Source organism: Mesoflavibacter sp. (genome assembly GCF_964226795.1).
Classification (GTDB): domain Bacteria; phylum Bacteroidota; class Bacteroidia; order Flavobacteriales; family Flavobacteriaceae; genus Mesoflavibacter; species Mesoflavibacter zeaxanthinifaciens.
Genome location: NZ_CAXQQP010000003.1, coordinates 29,322 through 52,867 on the forward strand (window position 1 = coordinate 29,322; position 23,546 = coordinate 52,867).

Here is a 23,546-nt window from a genome sequence, read left to right on the forward strand (position 1 = left end):
TTTTGACTAATGTTTTCCAACCACAATTCCTTACCTTTGCAACGCTATAAAAGAATTAATCCAGCATTGAAAGTTCTGCAAAAGCAGACAGGATAGACATGATAAACATTCATCAAAAAACGTTACAAGATTTAGAGTTTGCAACCGTTTTAAACCAAGTTAGTGAGTATTGTATCACTGCTTTGGGTAATGAAGCTGCGCTTTCTATTTCGCCATACAAAGACAAAGAGACATTACTATTTTCGTTACAATTAACTAACGAGTATATTTCGTCTTTTTATAACGATAATCGCATACCAAATCACGGTTTCGATTCAATTACAAAAGAATTAAAACTACTAAAAATTGAAAACACTTTTTTAGAGCCACATAGTCTAAAAAAATTAGTTTCTATATCATTAACCAGTAACGATTTAATCAAATTTTTTAAAAAGTTCGAAACCTATTATCCAACTTTACAGCAGTTTAGCAATAAAATTGAAGTTACTACAGATATTATAAACAAAATAGATAGTGTTGTAAACCGATTTAATGAGGTTAAAGACGATGCTTCACCAACATTATACCAACTACGCCAACAAATTAACAAGTTAAAAGGAAAGATTAACTCTAGTTTTACAAGTGCTCTAAACCATTATCATAATTTAGAATACCTAGATGACATTAGAGAATCTGTAGTCGATAATAAACGTGTATTGGCTGTAAAAGCGATGTACAGACGTAAGGTTAAAGGCGCAATTATGGGCGGAAGCAAAACAGGAAGCATTGTTTATATAGAGCCAGAAACCACCTTACAACACACTAGAGAACTTAACAATTTACAATACGAAGAAGGCGAAGAAGTTGTACGTATCTTAAAAGAAGTAACTAATTACATTAGGTTTTATTTACCGCTTTTAGAGCTTTATCAATCGTTTTTAACTAAAATAGATGTGATTTCGGCAAAAGCAAAATATGCCAAATCGATGAATGCGATTTTACCAGAAATCACAGAAAATCGTGAGCTATACTTACGTGATGCCTTTCATCCACTACTCTATTTAAATAATTTAGAGAAAAAAGAAACAACACATCCGCAAACTATCCAGCTTAAAGAAGATAGTCGTATTATAGTTATTTCTGGACCTAATGCTGGAGGGAAAAGTATCACCTTAAAAACTGTTGGTTTATTACAAGTAATGCTACAATCCGGATTGTTAATTCCGGTGCACGAGCGTAGTAAAGTTTGCTTGTTTGACCGTATTGTTAGCGATATTGGAGATAATCAATCTATTGAAAATCATTTAAGTACCTACAGTTATCGTTTAAAACAGATGAATTATTTCTTAAAGAAAATAAACAAGAATACGCTGTTTTTAATAGATGAATTTGGTACAGGATCGGATCCAGAACTTGGTGGCGCTTTAGCCGAAACGTTTTTAGAAGAATTTTATGCCCGTAAAGCATTTGGAATAATCACAACGCATTATGCTAATTTAAAACTGTTAGCTAATGAAAAAGACGAAATGATTAACGCCAACATGATGTTTAACGAGCGTACGTTAGAACCAATGTACAAACTAGCATTAGGACAAGCAGGAAGTAGTTTTACTTTTGAAGTTGCACAAAAAAACGGAATTCCGTATAGCTTAATTAACCGCGCTAAAAAGAAGATAGAACGTAGTAAAGTACGTTTTGATGCAACAATTGCTAAACTTCAAAAAGAACGCGCAAAGCTTGAAAAAACAGGTGAAAACCTAAAGAAAAACGAAAAGAAAAAGCAATCTGAGGCTGATAAATTAGAAGAAATCAATGCTAAAATTCAGAAAAAATTAGAAAGCTATCAAGAATTGTATGATAGCAATCAGCGTTTGATTTATTTAGGTCAAAAAGTAAATGATTTAGCCGAAGGTTACTTTAACAATAAGCGTAAACGTGAATTAATGGCTGAATTGTTCAAACTTGTCCAAATTGAAAATTCTAAACGTAAAAAACAATCTGCCAAACAAGCAAAAGCCGAAAAAGCAAAACAACAACAAGTAAAAGAAGAAGCAGAGAAAAAGGTAGAAGTTATACGTAAGAAAAAGAAAGAAGCGAAGAAAAAAGAAGCTGAAAAACCAGCACCACCAAAACCAGTTTTAAAGGTTGGTGACCGCGTACGTATGCAAGATGGTAAAGCAGTAGGAAGTATTGATAGTATTGACGATAAAGGTAAAGCTATTGTTAATTATGGTGTGTTTACAACTAACGTAAGCTTAGACCAATTAGAATTGGTAGAAGCGGTAAAAAAGTAAATTATTTACCAAACATTTTGTAAATAACCCAAGCTGGACCAATTAATAAAAACTGTAAATCATCAATAAAACTAGGTTTTTTACCCTCTACTTTATGTCCATAAAATTGGCCAATCCATGCTAAGACAAAAATTATTATAGATGTAATTGCTAAATTAAAATATTGAGCTATAAAGTAATTTACTATTAGACAAAATGCAGAAAAAAACAGCATTTGTAAACCAATTTTTAAAGACATTCTAAAATAAAAAAACACTAAAACAAAAGCTAATACAACAAAAGCCCAGTTTGCTATAATAGGATGTGGTAAAAAACGACTTAAAAAAACACTAGGAATAGACATAAACAGACCAACTATACTTAAAAAAATTGCAGGCACACAAATAAAGTGAATAGAAATATTTGTTGGGTTTTGATGGCTTACTGCGTAACTATCAAACCATTCTTTAGCTGTTCTCATATAATTGGTTTTAGTAAATATATTAAATTATTTTTGTTATTATGAATCACTTACCAAAGCATAAACAATTAATACTTTTTGATGGCGTTTGCAACCTGTGCAATAACTCTGTTCAATTTGTAATAAAGCATGACAAAAAGAATCAGTTTATGTTTGCTCCTTTACAAGGTAAAGCTGGACAAGAGATCATTAATAAATACAATATTGATACCGCAAAAACAGATTCAATTTTATTATATTCTGAAGAAAAAGGACTTAAGTTGAAGTCTACAGCAGCATTATATATATCTAAAGATTTAGGGTTTCCTTACGCTCTACTTTCAATGTTTTTAATTGTTCCTGCTTTTATCAGAAATATGGTTTACGATTTTATAGCCAAAAACCGCTACAAATGGTACGGTAAAAAAGAAGCTTGTATGATTCCTACACCAGAGTTAAAGAGCAAATTTTTGGAGTAATATGGTTCTCGATACAATACTCCTATTGTCGCAATACTAGAATCGACGAGTTTAAGATATATAAAACCGCGACACTTCGAGTGTTTTTTGAAGAATGAGAAAATGCATCAAAAAGCTTTATCTCACCCAAAGTATTAGTTTACTTGATAAAAACTATACTTCCCTAATTACATATTTTTTAGTTTATACTTTCAAATTAATTTAGCATTGAGAGTAAGTAATAAAAGATCTCAAAGCATTACTGTTAACTTAACCCTTACTTCTGTTAGTAAGGAACGAGTTAAGTTCTAAACAAAAGGCATGTCTAACCGTTTGTTTAGCTTAGATTACTAATGGACAATGTAATGTTTTGAGATTTAATTTTTTAGGTAAAGAGGTTTAAATATTTAATTATTTTAAAATCTTTTTTAGATAATGATAAGCTTCTTTTTCCATAATATCAAAACCACCATCTGCAAAAGCCATTAATTTTATATCAGCAAATAAATCTGCTAAATCATTACGATAATAGTCATGAGTTTTTACAGCTTCGATAATATTTTGTATGCTTTGGTAATCATTATCTTGGTTAAACTTCTCTTCTACTCTTTTGTAAATATCCTTATCGACTCTAGATAAAATATATTCTTTTTCTTTTTTGGTTTCTTCTAAATCAGAATGAGCTACAAAAATTAAAATGTATGCTAATAATTCTTCTTTAGACCATTGTTTAGGATCTTGCATGTTTCCTGTTGTTAAAGTTCCGTATTCTGTCCACGAACCATCGTAAACGCTATTGTTATAACCTAATAGTGTTGCAGCTAAACTTAAAATTGAAGCTGTAATACCAGAGCCACAAGTAAACACTAAATGTTGATTATTGTTTGCTAAATCTTTAAAAGTTGAAGCTATTTGTTCTTTATGCTGAAATTTATGTTCGTTTAAGATATTTTGATATGGTAAATTAACCGAGTTTGGTATATATCCTGAGCGTAAACCTTCTCTTGGTTCTGGTACGCGACACATAAAACGATCGTTAGACCTTGCATCGATAATCTTAAAATTTGGATCTTTATTTATAGCTTCTAAAGATTCAAAATAGACAATGTTATTTGGTTTGTATTTAGCTATAAAATTTCCTGAGTTATATTGTTTTTCAGTTTTAACTTCTGTTGGAAATTTCTGAGCCTTCCATTCAGGAAAACCTCCATCTAAAACAGCTACATTGTTATGTCCAAATGTTTTAAATAACCACCAAACACGCGGACTTGAATATATTCCAAATTCATCATAAACAACAATAAAATCATCGTGATTTATTCCTAATTTTTGTGCTTCGGTTTGAAATTGAATTTCAGAAGGAATTGTATTAGGAAATTCTGCTGAAGCATCACTAAAAGCATTCTTTATATCAAAAAATCTAGCATTTTCTATTTGTTGTTCTTCTGATTGAAAGTTGCTAGAAACTTTTTGTATTGTTCCATTTAAAACAACAACGTTTGGATGGTTTAAATGATCTTTTAACCACTTTACAGAAACAATATTATCAAAACCATCCATAATTAGATATTAAGTTTTTATCTGTTTAAATTTAGAATAATTATAATACATGATTATTTTACATCTTCATAATTGTCATCCCATTCTTTTGGATGTGGCTCATGCAATTTATCTAATGATTTTGCAACTAACATTGATACAGTAGCATCACCAGTTACATTTACCACAGTACGACACATATCTAAAGGTCTATCTACTGCAAATATCAAGGCTAATCCAATTGGTAATAATTCTGCAGGAAAACCAATAGATTCTAAAACAATAACTAACATTACCATACCTGCACTTGGCACAGCAGCACTACCTATAGAAGCTAATAATGCGGTTAAAATTATAACAATTTGATTGGTAAAAGTTAATCCTTCTGGCCAAATTACCTGCATAATAAAAACAGCTGCTATACCTTGGTACAAACTTGTGCCGTCCATATTGACAGTAGCACCAACAGGTAATACAAATCCAGAAACTTCTTTATCTACACCAATATGTTCTTCTACACGCTCCATAGTTACTGGTAAAGTTGCTGCACTACTTGAGGTTGAAAATGCTAATAATTGTGCTGGACTAATTTGTTTTAAAAACCATAATGGTGATTTTTTAGCATAAACACTAACTAAAATCAAATAAAAACAAATCATTAAAAACAATCCTCCAACAACACATAATGCATATAATAAAAGTTTTAGTAAAATTTCTGTATCATCAAAAGCAATAATCACATTTGCCATTAGTGCAAATACTGCGTAAGGAGCAAAAAGCATAATTAAATCGACCATTTTCATGATGACCTCGTTGAGTGAATCGAAAAAATCTACCATAGGTTTGGCTTTTTTCTCTCCAATTAGCAACAGACAGATACCAACAAATAATGCGAAAAATATGACTTGCAACATTGAAGCATCTGCAAAAGATTGAAATATATTACTCGGGAAAATATCTACTAAAGGTTGTAATGGACCAGCATCTTTAGTTGCGTTTGCTTTATTTAATTTATCAACAACACCTGCATCATTTTCATACTTCATTTTAATTTTTTCGATGGTATCCTTAGGCATACCTGTACCTGGTTTTGCAATATTTACAATGCTTAAACCAATAACAATAGCTACTAAAGTTGTTGCTATGTAAATACCAATGGTACGTAAGCCCATTTTTTTAATTTTTGAAATATCTTTTAAATCAGATACTCCTTTAATTAATGAAGCTAAGATTAAAGGAACAGCAATTAACTTTAAAAGATTAATAAAAATTTTACCGAATGGTGCAATCCAATGTGTTGTAAATAATTTTCCGCCATCAATGGTATTCATTAAAAAACCAAAAATTATCCCTAGTATCATTCCTATAATAATCTTCCAATGTAACGCTAGTTTCTTCATATAATATATTTCTTTTCCTTAGATAAATTCTGTAATTAGTTAGTTTATAGTTCTTTATAAGCTTATTATATTTTTAGTAAATTTTATTGATCAAAAAATAATCAGCTAAAACCAGTGCAGCCATAGCTTCTACAATGGGTACAGCACGAGGTACAACACAAGGATCGTGTCTTCCTTTACCTTGCATTTCAACTTCATTCCCTTCTTTATCAATAGTGGTTTGATCTTGCATAATTGTTGCTACAGGTTTAAAAGCAACTCTAAAATAAATATCCATACCGTTACTTATTCCTCCTTGGATACCACCAGAAAGATTTGTTTTGGTACTTCCGTCAATATTAAATTGGTCGTTATGTTCACTACCTTTCATCTTAGCGCCGCAAAATCCGCTACCATATTCAAAGCCTTTTACGGCGTTTATTGATAGCATAGCTTTACCTAACTCTGCATGTAATTTATCAAAAACAGGCTCGCCTAATCCAATTGGCACATTTTTTAATACACAAGTTACTGTTCCTCCTATAGTATCACCTTCTTTTCTGATTTGCTTGATTTTTTCAATCATTTTATCAGCATATTCTTCATCTGGACAACGTACAATATTAGATTCTACTTTAGAAAAGTCTAAATCTTGGTACGGTTTTTCAAGAAAAATATCACCAACAGAAGATGTATAAGCATGAATTTGTATAGTATTAAGCATTTGCTTAGCAATAGCACCAGCTACTACTCTACTCGCAGTTTCCCTAGCACTACTGCGTCCGCCACCACGATAATCTCTAAACCCGTATTTTTTATCGTATACAAAATCTGCATGACTTGGTCTGTATGCATTTTTAATATGCGAATAGTCTTTAGATTTTTGATTGGCATTTTCTATAACAAAACCAATTGGTGTACCGGTAGTTTTACCCTCAAAAATACCAGAAAGAAATTTGACTTCGTCTGGTTCTTTACGTTGGGTTACAATTTTTGATTGTCCTGGTTTACGACGATTCATTTCGTGCTGGATCGCTTCAAAATCTAATTCAATTCCTGGTGGACAACCATCTATAATTCCGCCAATTGCAGTTCCGTGTGACTCACCAAATGTGGTAAGTTTAAATAAGTTTCCGAAGCTATTTCCTGCCATAAATATTTAATTTACGCTAATGTAATCATAAAAAATGCCTAAACAAAACAGGTTTTATTTCAACTTTAAAAAATTGATAATATTAACTTAACAATATACTGATAATTAAATAATTGTAAAGACACGTTGTATTAACAAACATTATCAATATTTGTAGCGTAAAAAATCTAAAGTATTGAAATTTAAAAGAAAAGTTGAAATTGTAGTTATATCTGATGTGCATCTTGGTACTTATGGTTGCCATGCTAAACAACTTCTTACCTATTTAAATAGTATAGAACCAAAACATTTAATTTTAAATGGTGATATTATAGATGTTTGGCAGTTTAGTAAGCGTTATTTTCCTAAATCACATATGCAAGTGATTAAAAAAATTGTATCATTTGCTGCAAAAGGAACAAAAGTAACTTACATTACTGGAAATCATGACGAAATGCTTAGAAAGTTTACTGATACCGAAATTGGAAACATTGCAGTTGTTAATAAATTAGTTTTAGAATTAGACGATAAAAAAGCTTGGATTTTTCATGGAGATGTTTTTGATGCCTCAATCCAAAATGCTAAATGGTTAGCAAAACTTGGTGGTTATGGTTATGACCTTTTAATTTTAATAAACCGTTTTACTAATTGGATGTTAGTTAACTTAGGAAAAGAAAGGTATTCTTTATCAAAACGTATCAAAAACAGCGTAAAATCTGCAGTTAAATACATTAGTAATTTTGAAAAGACAGCTACAGATTTAGCTATAGAAAACGGTTACGATTATGTGATTTGTGGTCATATACACCAGCCAAAAAATGAAATCGTAGAGTCTAAAAAAGGAAAAACACACTATTTAAATTCTGGTGATTGGGTTGAAAACTTTACTGCTTTAGAATATCAGTTTAAACGCTGGAAACTATACAAATACAGCGAAGATAAACTTTCTGCCTTTTATGCTGATGAAGATCTTAAAGAAATGACAGAAGCCGAATTGATTGCGGCAATTACAGTTATGAAACCAATGAAATAATTCGGTTTTTTAAAATAGATTAAGTTTCTTTACTTTGTAAAAAACGCACCACATGAAACTTACGCAATCTATTTTACTCTTATTTTTAAGTCTATTTTTATTTAATTGTTCTGATGATAGTGATGATTCAGAAATAAATAATCAAATTCAATTTTCTGGTGAGTTTTTACCATTATCCATTGATAACCAATGGAATTATGATATAGAAAACACAAATAACAATACAAACGAAACTACAAATAGTCAAGACGTTTTAAAGGTTGAAAGTGAAAATGCCTCAGGATTTTCTTTATCAGTTAATGATAATGGCGTAGCTAATGGAACTATGAGTGGCATTTTAACCACTGGAGATTTATCTTTAACAGAAACCACTTTAGTTTCTAACGGAACAATAGGCTTACCTATTGACGGATTTGATTTTAATATTGTTTTAGAAAATGCGTTATTATACAATACTGAAGCACCAAATGGCGAAATACTATATACACAGTCAGGTACTTTTGCTCAAGACTTTCAAGGATACCCAATAACTATTAATTATTCTTTGTTTAGCACACAGTTAGAAAACCTAGAAAATATGGAAGTTTTAGGTGCAAATTTTGATACTGTAACATCTGCTAATATTTCACTTGAATTATCTGTATCTACAGAAGTGTCTGTATTTGGTTTAACGCAAACCATAAGTCTTTTAGATACTCAAAATGTCTTATCTGTAGATGCGTTTTATGCAAAAGATATAGGATTGATTACCGCTAATGCTAATATTGGTTATTCTTTAAACGAAAATACAGTAACCATTTTACAGCAACTAGGTGTAGATTTAAGCATGCTACCAACAAGCACGTCAATATTAAACACACAAGAATTGACAAGTTACACTTTACAATAAAGCTTCTTTTAATATAGTTATTGGATGATATGCAGTTTTCTGAGTTCCATCTTTTATTTGATGCCTACAACTAGTACCATTTGCACTAATAACAGTGTTTTTATCAGCTTTTCTTATTGCTGGAAATAAAGTTTGCTCGCCTATTTGCATACTTATATCAAAATGTTCTTTTTCGTAACCAAAACTTCCTGCCATACCACAACAACCACTTGGTATGATTGTAACTTTATAATTTTTAGGAAGGTTTAAAACGTTAAAACTATGTATTTGATTAGACAATGCTTTTTGATGGCAATGTCCATGAAATTTTATTGTTTTTTCTTCAAGAGTGAATTGATCTGAAGTGATGTGTCCTTTAGCAATTTCATTACTAATAAATTCTTCAATTAAAAAGGTGTGCTTAGCAATACGTTCTGCTGAAATTTTATCATCTACTAACTTAGAATATTCATCTTTAAACGTTAGAATAGCTGAAGGTTCTATGCCTATTAAAGGTGTGTTTTCAGTAATTAACTTTTTAAAAGTTTCAACATTTTTATCTGCTACGGTTTTTGCTTGGTCCAATAATCCTTTGGATAAAAACGAACGACCAGATTCGGTATGGTTTACAATTTCAACTTGATAATTTAACGCGTTTAACACTGTTATTGCATCTTGACCTATTTGGCTATCTAATTGGTTGGTAAACTCATCATTAAATAAATATACTTTTTTTATTAAATTATTTTCAATTAATTGATTTTTAGCATTTTGGTAATATTTATCTAAACTAACACTTGATAATAAAGGCAAACTTCTTTTAGACGCAATTCCAAAACTTTTTTTAATTAATGAAGCTGAAATTTTATTAGAAAACATAAAATTAGTTACACTTTTAAAACGTCTTCCAAATACATTTAATTGATTGTTGTAAGCAAACAATTTGGTGCGCCAACTAACTCCATTCTCTTTTTGATATTGATATAAAAACTCGGCTTTCAAACTAGCAACATCAACACTACTTGGGCATTCGCTAGCACAAGCTTTACAGCTTAGACACAAATCAAAAACATCTTTTAATTCTTTATGATTGAATTTGTTTTCTTTATCCGAAGTCGTTAAAAACTCACGTAACGCATTGGCTCTAGCTCTTGTGGTATCTTTTTCGTTTTTTGAAGCTCTGTAACTTGGACACATTGTACCGCCAAATTCTGGCAATTTTCTACAATCTCCTGATCCGTTACATTTTTCAGCTTCGTGTAAAATCCCTAAAGATTTAGAAAAATCAAGTTTAGTTTCAATACTAGGTTCTACTCTATCGGGTTGATAGCGTAAGTTTTTATCCATTGGTAATGCATCTACAATTTTACCAGGATTAAAAATATTATCAGGATCAAAAGTGTACTTTATTTGCTTTAGTGTTTGGTAATTTTTGCTACCTATCATTAACTCGATAAACTCTGCACGTACAATACCATCACCATGTTCGCCACTAAAAGAGCCATTATATTTTTTCACTAATTTGGCTACATCGGTTGTAATTTGCCTAAATAATTTAACGTCTTCAGATTGCTTTAAATCTAAAATTGGACGTAGATGAAGCTCGCCAGCACCAGCATGCGCATAATACACTGCATTCTGGTTGTAACGCTTCATTAAAGCAGTAAATTCATTAATGTAATTGGCTAAATCATCAACAGTTACAGCTGTATCTTCAATACAAGCAACCGCTTTTTTATCGCCAACAATATTACCTAATAATCCTAAACCTGCACTTCTTAGATTGTTAGCTTTATCTATTTCATCTTCTATTAAAATAGGATTAGCGTAGCTTAAATTATGTGTTTCAATATCAATAATAAAAGCATTTGCTTTGTCTTTGGCGTCTGTTAATGTGTTTGCTCTAACTTCGCACATTAAAATTGCCACAGGATCACCTACTATAAAGCTTCTATTTTCTTGTTGGGTTTTATTGGCTTTTGTACAATCTAATATGGTTTTATCCATCATTTCGCAATTAAACAAATCGTGTTGCATTGCTGGTTTTACTGCATTTAAACAATCTTCAATAGTTTTAAAGTGCATGGCAACCATGACGCGATGTTTTGGTGGTAAAGCGTCTAATTGCAAGGTGATTTCGGTGGTAAACGCTAATGTACCTTCGCTTCCTGATAATAATTTAGCGACGTTAATATCTTCTTTTTCTATTAGTTCGTCAATTGCGTAACCAGTGTTTCTTCTATGAATTTCAGGTTTTGGAAAGTTCTTTTTTATTTCGTTTACGGTTTCTTCTGAAGAAATAATTTCATCTAAAACCTTATAAATATTGGCTTCTAAGGTATTATTAGATTTTAATTGCTGAATTTCACTTTTAGTTTTTGAATTAAAAACAGCTTCACTTCCATCACTTAAAATAGTTTTTAATTGAATAACCTTATCTCTTGTCACTCCATATTTAATAGACGTTGTCCCTGATGAGTTGTTACCAACCATTCCGCCAATCATACAGCGATTAGACGTAGATGTATTTGGACCAAAAAATAATCCAAAGGGTTTTAAATAGTTATTTAATTGATCACGAACAACACCAGGTTGTACGGTTACTGTTTTATTATTTTTATCTAAACTTATTATTTTATTGAAATGCTTTGAAACATCAACTACAATTCCGCTACCAACACATTGACCAGCAAGTGATGTACCTGCAGTACGCGGTATTAATGAAGTTTTGTTGTTTTTAGCAAAATCAATAAGTTTAATTATGTCATTTACTGTTTTTGGATAAGCAACCGCAAGTGGTAAAATCCTATAAACAGAAGCATCTGTAGCGTATAATGTTTTTAATAGTTGATCAAAATGAAGTGTTCCGTCTAAGTTTTTTGAAAGTGCTTGAAGCTTAGCGTTCATAAGTGTTAGGATGTTTTTGCTAAAAATCAAATTTAAGACATGTTAACTAATATTAACAACGATTTATGAACGAATTTTAACATTTGAAACGTTTTATAATTAATTTTACGTAAAACCAAAACAATTAAAATTTATGAAAAATCTTATTATTACAACTGTTGCATTATTAGGTTTTGCAACATTTACGTTTGCTCAAGACATTTCTCCAAACGCAATTGGATTACGTTTAGGAGATAGTGATGGTTTTGGGGCAGAAATATCTTATCAAAGAGCTTTAGGAGATAACAATCGTTTAGAAGCTGACTTAGGTTTAAGAAGCGGGAATAACTACGATGGATTTAAATTAGCTGCTTTATACCAATGGGTATGGAATATTGATGGTGGTTTTAACTGGTATGCAGGTGCTGGTGGAGGATTAGGTTCTTATAGTTTTGACAATGATATACCTGGTCTTGATGATGATAGCGAAACATTTTTATTTGTAGCTGGAGATATTGGTATTGAATATAATTTTGATATTCCGTTACAGTTATCTTTAGATGCTAGACCTGAATTAGGATTTGGAGATTATAGAGATGATTTAGATTTTGACATCGCTTTAGGGATTAGATATAGATTCTAAACCAATTAAAATACAAATAAAAAAGCCATCTAGATTAGATGGTTTTTTTTATTAATATACTTTACATTTATTAAGGGTTTCTTGATAAATAGCTTCGTATTTTGGAACGATTTGTTGTATATCAAAAGTTTTGGCTTGTGACTTAGCATTTTTCTTAAACGCTTTAAATCTACTTTCATCTTTTAAAATATAAATCGCATTTTTACTCATATCTTCAACATCTCCTACTTCACTTAAAAATCCAGAAAAACCTTCTTTATTAACTTCTGGTATTCCACCTGTATTACTTGAAATTACAGGAACACCTGACGCCATAGCTTCTAAAGCAGAAAGCCCAAAGCTTTCGGTTTTACTAGGTAGTAAAAATAAATCTGAAAAACATAGTATGCGATCAATCTCGTTACTATTCCCAAAGAAAACTACTTTATCTGCAATACCTAATTCTTCACATAAACGTTCTGCAGGTTCGCGTTCTGGTCCTTCTCCAACCATCATTAATTTGGCTGGTATTTCTTTTTGAATATTATAAAACACTTTAATTACATCTGGTATACGTTTAACTTCTCGCATATTACTAATGTGTGTTATAATTTTTTCATCTTCTGTTGCCATCATAGCACGTTGACAATCTGTAAAATCATGATTAAACCTAGAAATATCTATAAAGTTAGCAACTACATTTATATCCTTTTTTATATTAAACAAACGCAGCGTATCTTCTTTTAAACTTTGTGATACTGTTGTAACAGCATCAGATTTGTTAATACTAAATGTTACTGCTGGTTTGTAAAATGGATGATTACCTACAAGTGTAATATCTGTACCGTGTAAAGTTGTTACTATTGGTACATAAATACCTTCTTCTAACAACATTTTTTGTGCCATATATGCAGCATAGGCATGAGGTATTGCGTAATGCACATGCAAAACTTCAATCTTATGAAGCTTTACCATATCTACCAATTTACTTGATAAAGCTAACTCGTATGGTTGATAATGAAATAATGGATATTCTGGAACATTTACTTCGTGAAAATGCACATTATTACCTAATAACTCTAATCGCACTGGTTGATTATAGGTTATAAAATGAATTTGGTGTCCACGCTTGGATAATTCTAAACCTAATTCTGTTGCAACTACACCACTACCGCCAAAGGTTGGATAACATACTATGGCTATTCTCATTTATTTGATTGGTTTTAATTGAAAGATTTAACTTTCAAATATTTATAAGTTGGTCAATAATTTTAATTAAAACTTACAAAAGATTATAGTTATTCAATAATTGCTTCATATATAACTTCTTGAATATTTGTTCTTATGTTTTCTCTAAGTAACATGTTTTTTCCCATAGATGTTGGATAGGTTCTATTTGCCATAAAAACATATACAATTTCTGTTTCTGGATCTGCCCATGCATAAGTACCTGTAAAGCCAGAATGTCCAAAACTAGTCATACTAACACAACCGCATGTTGGTCCAACATCTCCTAATTGTGGTTTGTCAAAACCAATACCACGACGGTTATCACTTTCGCAGAAATAACATGTATTAAATTTATCTAATGTTTCACTTTTAAAATAGCGTTTTCCTCCATAAAACCCTTTTTGTAAAAACAACTGCATGATTTTGGCAATATCATTAGCATTACTAAAAATACCTGCATGACCACCAACACCACCTTGCATTGCTGCGCCCATATCATGCACATATCCTTGTACAGTTTGGAAACGGTAATAATCATCATTTTCTGAAGGAACTATGTGTTTGTTACTAAATTTTTCAGAAGGATTATAAGTTGTGTAATTGGCACCTAATGATTTGTAGAAATGATCTTGAACAAGTTCATCTAAAGGTTTATCGTAGTGTTTTTCTATATATTGTTTTAAAATATAATACGGCAAATCACTGTATCTGTATCTTAATCTTGATAATAAATCTGTGTCTTTAATAATACCATTTATAGAGTCTTTATAATCGTCTCGCATATATAAATCAGGCATAACTTTAACTGTAAATCCCTTTGTTTTTTCTTTTCTATAGTATTTTAATGACGGTTTTTTAGTAAGTGTATCTAATGTTTTATAATAAAAAGGAATCCATGGTTTTAACTGTGCATAATGTGATAACATGCGTTTTAAAGTCACATCTTTTTTATTAGAATTTTTGTATTCTGGTATGATATCGGAAAGTTTTGTATCTAAGCTTACAACTCCTTGCTCCTCTAATTCCATTAATAATGGTAATGTAGCTACAATTTTAGTAAGAGAAGCTACATCATAAATATCATTAAACTTTACTTGTTCATCACCTTCATATGTATGTTTACCAAAGTTTTTATTGTAAATTACTTTACCGTGTCTAGCTACAATTAACTGAATACCTGGCGTCATTTTATTAGTTATCGCATAATTGGCTATAGAATCTACTTTTTTTAATATCATACTAGACATGCCTACTCGCTCTGGTGTAGAATATCCTAATCGATCTAAACTATTTGTTTGGACGCCATCTCCAACGGAAAAATAAGGACCCGCAGAAACAGATAAGCAACCTCTTGCAGGGATAGCACCAAAAATTAACTGAGCTGATTTTTGTTGTGCAATATCACTATTTTGATAGCTAACAATAATACTTTCAAAATTAGAAATCGTTTTTAAATCCATTAACGCATATGGTTTTGCAAAAACATTTAAAACAACATTATTGTTTCTTGCTATTTCATATAACCAGGTTAATTCTTTATCAGAAAATTTGTATGACTTCCAAGGGTTATCATTTGACTTATGAAAACCAATAATTACAGTGTTATAATTTTGAAGTTTACTAATTAAATTATCTAAATTATCATCTGAAATTATATGAACATCTGTATATTTTTTTAACTCATTATAAAAGACATCACCAGAATCATCTCCTAGTTTTACATAGGCTATTTTCTTAGTTTCTAAATGCCTAAATGGTAACTGTTTTATAGAGTCTCTAGCAATAGTAATGGCGTTTTCCATTAATTTCTCATACAAAACATCATCTTTAATTCGGTTTAAATCTTCAACTAAATTTTTAGTAGAAATTGGTTTATAGTTATTTAATCCAACTTTGTATTTAGCCATTAATATTTTTTTAACCGAATGTGCTAAGCGTTTTTCAGTAATTTTACCAGTTTGATATGCTACAGCTATTTTATTAATACCAGCAGCAACATTTTCTGACATTAGCATTACATCATTACCTGCTAAAAAAGCAGCTAAATCCACATCACCTGCTGTATCAAGTCTATTTATTTTATTTCCGTCGATTGAAGGACTTACATATTCTGAAACACCTTTCATTGTTAAAGCATCTGTAAAAATTAATCCTTTAAACTTTAAACGTTCTTTTAATATATCTTTTATAATTATACTAGATATTGAAGATGGTAAACCTTCTTGACCTGTTAAACTTGGTACGTTTAAGTGTCCTACCATTACACTAGATAGTCCTTTTTTTATTAGTTTTTTATATGGATAAAGCTCAATAGAATCAATTCTTTTTGCTGAAAAATCTATTGTTGGTAAGGTTTTATGTGAATCTGAAGACGTATCTCCGTGACCAGGAAAATGTTTTGCATTAGCTAAAACGCCTGCGCTTTGCATACCTTTCATAAAAGCTAAAGCTTTTTCTGTAACATTATCTCTATCTTCCCCAAAAGAACGATTACCTATAATCGGGTTGTTGGGATTGGTATTAATATCTACAACAGGAGCAAAATTAAAATGAACACCTAAACGTTTGCAATGCTCGCCTAATTGTCTTCCTGTTTGTTCAATTAGTTCGTTATTTTTTACGGCGCCAAGTGTCATATTCCAAGGAAAAGAATAGGTTGAATCTAATCGCATACTTAATCCCCATTCTGCATCCATACCAATTAATAACGGTGTAGCTGAAGCTGCTTGCAACTGATTATTTAATTGAGCCTGTCTAACTGGTCCTCCTTTACTGTAGATAATTCCGCCAATTTTATTGTCTTCAATAAGCTTTAATATATCATCTTTTGATGGACCATCTCCGTTAGAAAACAGTTGAACCATGTATAATTGACCAATTTTCTCGTTTAATGATAAACTATTATACACACTATCTACCCATTTTTTTTGGGCTTCTTTGTCTTTGGTTAATAAAGGGTTATCACTATTTTGAGAAATAGAGAAAATAGAGAATAAACAAAATATAGCTAAGAAAAATAATTTATGCATAAAAATGAGTTGTCTGTTTTTATATATTCAACTAAAAACTATGCCAAATTAGTATATTTTGCAGGATAAATAAAGGACTTTAAGATTGTTTTATAAAAGCGTTATAAACAAAATTAATCTATTAGATCTATATGTCTATCATGATACCCTAACAAATAGAGCACACCATCTAGACCTACGCTTGAAATAGAACTCTGCGCATTGTTTTTAACTTTAGGTTTTGCATGAAAAGCAATACCTAAACCAGCTAAATTTAACATTGGTAAATCATTAGCACCATCTCCAACTGCAATGGTTTGATTTATATGGATACCTTCTTTTTTTACTATTTCTTTAAGGTATTCTGCTTTTTTGTTACCATCAACAATTTCTCCAAGATATCCGCCTGTTAAGACACCGTTTTTAATTTCTAATTGGTTGGCATACACATAATCAATACCTAATTTTTTTTGTAAATAGTATCCGAAATAAGTAAATCCACCAGATAGTATTGCTGTCTTAAATCCGTAAGTTTTTAAAGTATCTATTAATCGTTTTGCACCTTTAGTTATGGGTAAATTTTCAGCTACATTTTTTAAAACATCTTCACTTAAACCTTCCAACAACTTCATGCGACGCTTAAAACTTTGGTTAAAATCTATTTCGCCCTGCATTGCAGATTCTGTTATAGCCTTTACTTCTGCTCCGACGCCTGCAAGTTCTGCTAACTCATCTATAACTTCAGTTTGAATTAACGTAGAATCCATATCAAAACATACTAAGCGTCTGTTACGTCGATAAATATTATCTTCTTGAAAAGCAATATCTACATCTAAATCGTGAGATATCTGCATGAATTTTTCTGTAAACTCAGCTTTATTATCAATTTTTCCTCTAATAGAAAGTTGAATTGATGCACGTGGATAATCGTCTTCTTTAACTAAAGATGTACGACCTGTTAGTCGTTTTATCGCATCAATATTCAGATTTTTATCTGAAATGACTTGAGTAACTTTAGATATTTGTTCTGCTGTTAATTGTTCTCCTAAAATAGTTACAATATATCTGTCTTTACCTTGTAGAGTTACCCAATTTTCATAATTTTCTAAAGATATAGGCGTAAATTTTGCTTTTACACCCAATTCGTAAGCTTTAAAAAGTAAATCTTTTAATACTGCTGAAGACTTATTTCCTGTTTCTATTTCAAAAAGAAAACCTAAAGATAACGTGTCATGTATATTTGCTTGTCCTATATCTAAAATTTTGGCTCCATAATGAGACAAAACGTTAGTTAAACTAGAGGTTAAACCTGGTTTATCTTGTCCTGAAATGTTTAGCAGAAAAATGTCTTTGGTCATGTTGTTTGTGTTTAGAAAAACCTGCTATGCCAGCTTTGTTCTGCAGGAACTTCCCAATTTTCGTTAAGTTCTCCGATATTTGTTACCAAATTATTAAAAACTATGGTGTTTTTAGATACTGCTTTATCTTTTACCATTTTTTTAAAATCAAGTAATGTTTTATGGGCAACAAATTGACCTTGTTTGTAGGATACATTCATTTTATCCATTAAATCTACATTGTAGTCTTGTTCTAATTGTTGAATAAATCTAACAGACGCATCTATACTACAACCTGTTGCAGATTGTGATGTTTGGTCTACTGCCAATATGATAAAACGTTTATATCTAATATCATAGCCAGCATTAAGATCTGAACCGTGAGCAGTCCAATTGGTAATAAATGTATCTAATTTTTGTTTGATTTCTGTAAGTTCCTCTTCAGAAAAACTTCTATTGGCTTGGTATATCCAAACTCTTGAATGTTCTGGTAGCGTATTAAAATCTACTAACATTAATCTAAATTTTTGTTTTTGTTGTTAGGTTTACGTTTTGCCATAAAAATGCCAAAAATCCAAAATAAGAAAAAGCTAATTGTAGTATATAAGCTATTGAACGGCATATCTCTTAAATAGTTAATAAATGTAACTATTAATGTCCCTATAATAGCCATTATGAAACCAGTTATAACTCTTTGTTTTAACGGTGGTTTTTGTTGGTTTTCCAAAGCTTATTTATTCTTGAGTGTTAGCTATTAGTTCTGCAATATCCATAACATCTATTTCTGCTTCTTTTTCTTTGGCTTTAACACCATCTGTCATCATTGTATTACAGAATGGGCATGCAGTAATAATTACTTTTGGATCAGTTTCTAAAGCGTCTTCTGTTCTTAAAACGTTAATGTCTTTATCTCCTTTTTCTGGTTCTTTAAACATTTGTGCACCGCCAGCACCACAACATAAAGAGTGACGTTGGTTACGTTTCATTTCTTTAAAATCTACACCTAATGTTTGAATTAAATCTCTAGGAGCTTCAAATACTTCGTTAGCACGACCAAGGTAACACGGATCATGAAAAGTAACTTTTTTTCCTTTAAATTCTGATTCTTTAACTTTTAGTTTTCCTTGAGAAATTAATTGTGACAAAAATTCGGTATGATGAAACACCTCATAATTACCACCTAATCCAGGATATTCATTTTTTATGGTATTATAGTCATGAGGATCTGTTGTTATAATTTTTTTCACCTCATACATATTCATTACCTCAATGTTAGTTACAGCTTGCATCTGAAATAAAAACTCGTTACCAGCTCTTTTTGCAGCATCACCAGAATCTGACTCTTCTGTTCCTAAAACAGCAAAATCTACATTAGCTTTATTTAATAATTTTACAAATGCTTTGGTTATTTTTTTTGCTCTATCATCAAAAGCACCTGCAGAACCTACCCAAAATAAATATTCTGGTTTTTTACCTTCTGCCATCATTTGTTCCATTGTTGGCACATTTAATTGCTCGCTCATACTATTAGGAGTTTATTTGTTTAAAGCTTTAAAATCTTCTTTTGAAAGCCTTATGTATATTGATAATATTTTTATTCCGTTATCTCTACGGTTTTTAGGATCGTTTTGTTCAAGTTCTGATAATTTAATCGCTTGTAATCCTAATTGTTTTTTTTGTTCTTCGGTACAATAATCACAAAGTACTTTTTTTAATTTTATATCTTCTACTTTACTTTTATGATACTTTATTGCTGTGATTATTTTAAATTGTAATGAGTCTTTTGTATAATCTTGTGCTTTGGTTTGGTTTAAACCAAAAATGAACATGATTAATATTAAAACTCTATATTTCAATTTTTAAAAATTTTAGTCTACTCGTCTTTCCATTTTAAACGATCCATTTGGTTGTATGGCCAAGGTGCACCGTTATTTTCTATATTAGTCATCATATTATTTAATTCCATTGGTGCCGCACTTTGCTCCATAACTAAATATTGACGCATTTGCATGATAATATTTAATGGATCAATACTAACTGGACAAGCCTCTACACAAGCGTTACAGCTGGTACATGCCCAAAGTTCTTCATTAGTAATATAATCTCCTAATAATTGTTTACCGTCATCTACAAATTTACCACCGTTTGCATCAATGTTTTTACCAACTTCCTCTAAACGATCTCTGGTATCCATCATGATTTTACGTGGTGATAATTTTTTACCTGTAAGGTTTGCAGGACACTCGCTAGTACAACGACCACATTCTGTACAGGTGTAAGCATTTAATAAGTTTAACCAACTTAAGTCTTGCACATCGCTTGCTCCAAATTTTTCTGGTTCTGCAGCGTTTTCGTCTTCTGCTGGCGCAGCAAATGGATCTGCATTTGGATCCATCATTAACTGTACTTCTTTAGTTACTGTTGGGTTATTAGGAAACTGTCCTTTTGGCGTTAATTTACCGTAATACGTATTTGGGAACGCTAGTAAAATATGTAAATGCTTAGAGAAGTATAAATAATTTAAGAATACTAAAATACCTACAATGTGTAACCACCAAGCAGCTCTTTCTATAATGTGTAATGTTCCTTCTGATAATCCAGAAAATAAAGGTGAAATAAATTGACTAATTACATTACCTGAATCTAAGGATTGAAATGTTGTATCTGTTGCATTCATAACCAAAAACAAGGTCATTAATACCATTTCAAAATAAAGGATAAAATTACCGTCATTTTTAGGCCAACCTTTCATTTCGGCGCTTAAAAAACGTTTTAGTTTTATAACGTTACGTCTTAACCAAAACACAACAACTGTAACAAATACTAATGCTGCAAGGATTTCAAAACTACCTATTAAAAATCCGTAAACAGATGTTGGTAATACTTTTAATCCTATTCTATGCGTCCCGAAAAGTCCATCAATGATAATTTCTAAAACTTCAATATTTATAATAACAAAGCCTACGTAAACAATTATGTGTAACAATCCTGCTATAGGTCTTTTTACCATTTTGCTTTGCCCTAAAGCAATATAAGCCATGTTTTTCCAACGTTGTGGTTTATTATCTGAAACGTCTAAATATTTACCTAGCTTAATGTTTCTTGATAATTTTTTTACGTTTTTTACAAAGTAGCCAATGCCTAAAATAAGGACAATTGCAAATAGAATATTAGGAATATATTCCATAGTTAGTCAATTTTAATTTAGTTAGTTATTGTCTTTAATCTCATTACCTTCAGCATCATAACGTTTTGGTTTTTTTCCAAATAATGAAAAATGTACATAACGTTTTGGGTTTAACTTCATGTCTTGCAGAAGTTGTTCCATTTGCAATGCTGCGCCTTCAAGATTATTATATAATTTATCGTCTTTTAAAAGTTTTCCTAAAGAGCCTTCTCCATTTTCTACACTTGCTAATATACCATTAACACTGTTTAATGTATTCTCTAATTTTTCAATACTATTACTTATTTGAGCTTCTTTTAACTCTTTTGATAATGTAGTTAAATCCTGACTTACGGTTTTAAAATTTTCTAAAACTTGAGCTATATTCTCATCATTCTTCTTAACAACTCCGTTTATTGAATATGAAAGATTTTTAAATGATTTTAAAGTTGAATTTAACTCTGCAATTGTATTTTTTAATCCGTTTTCTGATGTATCTGTAACTAAACCATTTAGGTTAATTAATAATGTGTCTGCAGATTTTAAAGTTGAATTTAGGTCTGTACTAAGTTCAGAAAAGTTTCCTGTTAGTTTATCTACTAATCCTTGCTCTACTTCAGACTTTAAAAAGTCACCATCCTTAGCATAATCATTATCATTAGCAGCAATTAAAGCTAAAGCATTACCGTCCATAATACCTGGCTTGTAAAGTCTTATAATACTATTTTTAGAAAACTTTATTTCTTCATCAACAGTAAAAGACACTCTTGTTTTACCAGTGTTTATATCGTAAACAATATCTTTTACCTTACCAACTCTATTTCCTTTAATAGTTACAGAAGAAGATTTTGAAAGCGCATTGTATTCAAATTCGGTATAATATACATCGTCATTTTCTAAAATATTATTTCCTTTTAAGTAGTTGTAACCGAATATAAACAGGAAAATACCTGTAAGAACAATTATAGAGGTTTTGACTTCTTTTGTAATTTTTATCATATTAGAACTTGGTTATGTAACAAAATTAGAAATAAAATTATTAATGGACTGCTATTTTTTTTCTGTTTTTAAAGCTTCTGAAACTTTTATCTGTTTACCATCTTTAAATGCAGTAATAAATGCTGTATTATAACCTTTGTTTTTTGCTTGAATTTGAAGCTTTTGTATTTGATTATAGTCTGAAGTATAACCATAATAATATTTGTAAAGCTTACCTACTTTTTGTCTAGAAATATCTTTTAAACCTTTAAAATTATACGGTTTAGGGTCTAAAGCTTTACTACTTGCAGCCAATTGTACCTTAAAAACAACATTTGTAATGGTATTTTCTGTTGTTGGTATCGTATCGGCAATAGGTTTTTCTATATGGTTACCTACATTAAAATCTAAATCTTTTTTATAATCTTTAATCGCATTAGCAATTGCTGTAGATAACTCTGCTTGACCTTTTTTAGAGTTAAGGTATTTACCTTCGTGCGTGTTGGTTACAAAACCTGTTTCTATCAATACACTTGGCATAACTGTTTGATGTAAAACAATAAAACCTGCTTGTTTTACACCTCTGTTTTTTCGCTTTAGCTTGTTAGTGAAATTACCTTGAATGTTGGTTGCTAGCTTAATACTTTGATCTAAATACTCTTCTTGCATAAAGGACAAACCAATAAAGGATTCTGGTGAGTTTGGATTAAAGCCTGCGTAATTTTCTTCATGGTTTTCTTCTAAAAAGATCACTTCGTTTTCTGCTTTAGCAACCTCAAAATTGGTTTTATTTCTATGCAACCCTAAAACATAGGTTTCTGAGCCATAAGCTTGACTAGTATGAGCATTACAGTGTACAGAGACAAACAAGTCTGCATTAGCATCGTTTGCTATTTTACCTCTTTTAAATAAATCTACAAATACATCTGTTTTTCTGGTATAAACTACTTTTATATCATGTTCTTTTTCTAAAATCTGACCAATTCCTAATACAACTTTTAAAGCTATATCTTTTTCTTTTAGTCCAGATTTAGCATGTTTACCAGGATCTTTACCACCATGACCAGCATCTAAGACTACTATAAATTTATCTTTATCTACTTGGGCAAAAACATTATTTAATGTAAAAAATGTTAATACTATAATAAAAGATACGAAATGTTTTAAAGTGTTCGTTTGCATAGATATTATAACCTTT

Annotated in this window: 19 protein-coding genes; 5 read left to right on the forward strand and 14 right to left on the reverse strand. The window is 30.7% G+C overall.

Annotated elements, in window-relative coordinates; genetic code table 11:
* Positions 1–98: 98 nt before the first annotated feature.
* The gene (locus ACEQT4_RS01220) at positions 99–2,273 is read left to right on the forward strand and encodes a DNA mismatch repair protein MutS (protein ID WP_370225630.1); all 2,175 of its coding nucleotides are present in this window, start codon (positions 99–101) and stop codon (positions 2,271–2,273) included.
* Between the two features lies 1 nt (position 2,274).
* Here ACEQT4_RS01220 and ACEQT4_RS01225 read toward each other — a convergent pair whose 3' ends face one another.
* Complete coding sequence (locus tag ACEQT4_RS01225; RefSeq protein WP_370225631.1) at positions 2,275–2,733, reverse strand: DUF962 domain-containing protein; 459 nt, start codon at positions 2,731–2,733, stop codon at positions 2,275–2,277.
* 41 nt (positions 2,734–2,774) lie between these two features.
* On the opposite strand from ACEQT4_RS01225, the gene ACEQT4_RS01230 reads away from it, so the two are divergent.
* Entirely contained in the window at positions 2,775–3,191 is a 417-nt protein-coding gene (locus ACEQT4_RS01230) for a thiol-disulfide oxidoreductase DCC family protein (RefSeq protein ID WP_370225633.1), read from the forward strand.
* Positions 3,192–3,581: 390 nt separating this feature from the next.
* Here ACEQT4_RS01230 and ACEQT4_RS01235 read toward each other — a convergent pair whose 3' ends face one another.
* The 3 genes from ACEQT4_RS01235 to aroC all read right to left on the reverse strand — a co-directional run bounded on the left by ACEQT4_RS01235 (position 3,582) and on the right by aroC (position 7,241).
* Positions 3,582–4,730, reverse strand: a complete 1,149-nt coding sequence (locus ACEQT4_RS01235; protein WP_370225634.1) for a sulfurtransferase — start codon at positions 4,728–4,730, stop codon at positions 3,582–3,584.
* Between the two features lie 53 nt (positions 4,731–4,783).
* Entirely contained in the window at positions 4,784–6,109 is a 1,326-nt protein-coding gene (locus ACEQT4_RS01240; RefSeq protein WP_370225635.1) for a dicarboxylate/amino acid:cation symporter, read from the reverse strand.
* Between the two features lie 73 nt (positions 6,110–6,182).
* Entirely contained in the window at positions 6,183–7,241 is a 1,059-nt protein-coding gene (gene aroC, locus ACEQT4_RS01245) for a chorismate synthase (RefSeq protein ID WP_027879035.1), read from the reverse strand.
* Positions 7,242–7,416: 175 nt separating this feature from the next.
* Here aroC and ACEQT4_RS01250 point away from each other — a divergent pair, with 175 nt between their 5' ends.
* Both ACEQT4_RS01250 and ACEQT4_RS01255 read left to right on the forward strand, forming a co-directional pair.
* The gene (locus ACEQT4_RS01250) at positions 7,417–8,253 is read left to right on the forward strand and encodes a UDP-2,3-diacylglucosamine diphosphatase (protein WP_027879036.1); all 837 of its coding nucleotides are present in this window, start codon (positions 7,417–7,419) and stop codon (positions 8,251–8,253) included.
* A gap of 52 nt (positions 8,254–8,305) precedes the next feature.
* Complete coding sequence (locus ACEQT4_RS01255; protein ID WP_370225636.1) at positions 8,306–9,142, forward strand: hypothetical protein; 837 nt, start codon at positions 8,306–8,308, stop codon at positions 9,140–9,142.
* On the opposite strand, the gene ACEQT4_RS01260 is transcribed toward ACEQT4_RS01255, so the two are convergent.
* Positions 9,134–12,028 (reverse strand): FAD-binding and (Fe-S)-binding domain-containing protein, encoded by a 2,895-nt coding sequence (locus ACEQT4_RS01260; protein WP_370225637.1) that lies wholly within the window; start codon positions 12,026–12,028, stop codon positions 9,134–9,136. The two genes, ACEQT4_RS01255 and ACEQT4_RS01260, sit on opposite strands and share 9 nt — an antisense overlap.
* A 133-nt stretch (positions 12,029–12,161) precedes the next feature.
* Here ACEQT4_RS01260 and ACEQT4_RS01265 point away from each other — a divergent pair, with 133 nt between their 5' ends.
* Entirely contained in the window at positions 12,162–12,650 is a 489-nt protein-coding gene (locus ACEQT4_RS01265; RefSeq protein ID WP_027879039.1) for a hypothetical protein, read from the forward strand.
* A 51-nt stretch (positions 12,651–12,701) separates the two neighbouring features.
* Here the strand turns inward: ACEQT4_RS01265 and bshA are convergent, their stop codons facing one another.
* The 9 genes from bshA to ACEQT4_RS01310 form a co-directional block, all read right to left on the reverse strand.
* On the reverse strand, positions 12,702–13,838 hold the full coding sequence (bshA, locus tag ACEQT4_RS01270) for an N-acetyl-alpha-D-glucosaminyl L-malate synthase BshA (RefSeq protein WP_370225638.1): 1,137 nt from the start codon (positions 13,836–13,838) through the stop codon (positions 12,702–12,704).
* Positions 13,839–13,927: 89 nt separating this feature from the next.
* Entirely contained in the window at positions 13,928–16,888 is a 2,961-nt protein-coding gene (locus tag ACEQT4_RS01275; protein WP_370225640.1) for a glycoside hydrolase family 3 N-terminal domain-containing protein, read from the reverse strand.
* Positions 16,889–17,001: 113 nt separating this feature from the next.
* A complete protein-coding gene (serB, locus tag ACEQT4_RS01280; RefSeq protein WP_370225641.1) occupies positions 17,002–18,225 on the reverse strand; it encodes a phosphoserine phosphatase SerB in 1,224 nt (407 codons plus the stop codon).
* Positions 18,226–18,236: 11 nt separating this feature from the next.
* On the reverse strand, positions 18,237–18,719 hold the full coding sequence (locus ACEQT4_RS01285; RefSeq protein ID WP_106677645.1) for an ABC transporter ATPase: 483 nt from the start codon (positions 18,717–18,719) through the stop codon (positions 18,237–18,239).
* A 219-nt stretch (positions 18,720–18,938) separates the two neighbouring features.
* On the reverse strand, positions 18,939–19,727 hold the full coding sequence (locus ACEQT4_RS01290) for a (Fe-S)-binding protein (protein ID WP_106677643.1): 789 nt from the start codon (positions 19,725–19,727) through the stop codon (positions 18,939–18,941).
* A 12-nt stretch (positions 19,728–19,739) separates the two neighbouring features.
* Positions 19,740–20,060: a hypothetical protein gene (locus tag ACEQT4_RS01295; RefSeq protein ID WP_223076695.1), complete on the reverse strand. Its 321-nt coding sequence runs from the start codon at positions 20,058–20,060 to the stop codon at positions 19,740–19,742.
* A 17-nt stretch (positions 20,061–20,077) separates the two neighbouring features.
* A complete protein-coding gene (locus ACEQT4_RS01300) occupies positions 20,078–21,391 on the reverse strand; it encodes a 4Fe-4S dicluster domain-containing protein (protein ID WP_370225642.1) in 1,314 nt (437 codons plus the stop codon).
* A 21-nt stretch (positions 21,392–21,412) separates the two neighbouring features.
* Positions 21,413–22,369: an MlaD family protein gene (locus tag ACEQT4_RS01305; protein ID WP_051169811.1), complete on the reverse strand. Its 957-nt coding sequence runs from the start codon at positions 22,367–22,369 to the stop codon at positions 21,413–21,415.
* A 51-nt stretch (positions 22,370–22,420) separates the two neighbouring features.
* Positions 22,421–23,530, reverse strand: coding sequence for an N-acetylmuramoyl-L-alanine amidase (locus tag ACEQT4_RS01310; RefSeq protein WP_027879049.1), 1,110 nt, complete (start codon positions 23,528–23,530; stop codon positions 22,421–22,423).
* Between the last annotated feature and the right edge of the window lie 16 nt (positions 23,531–23,546).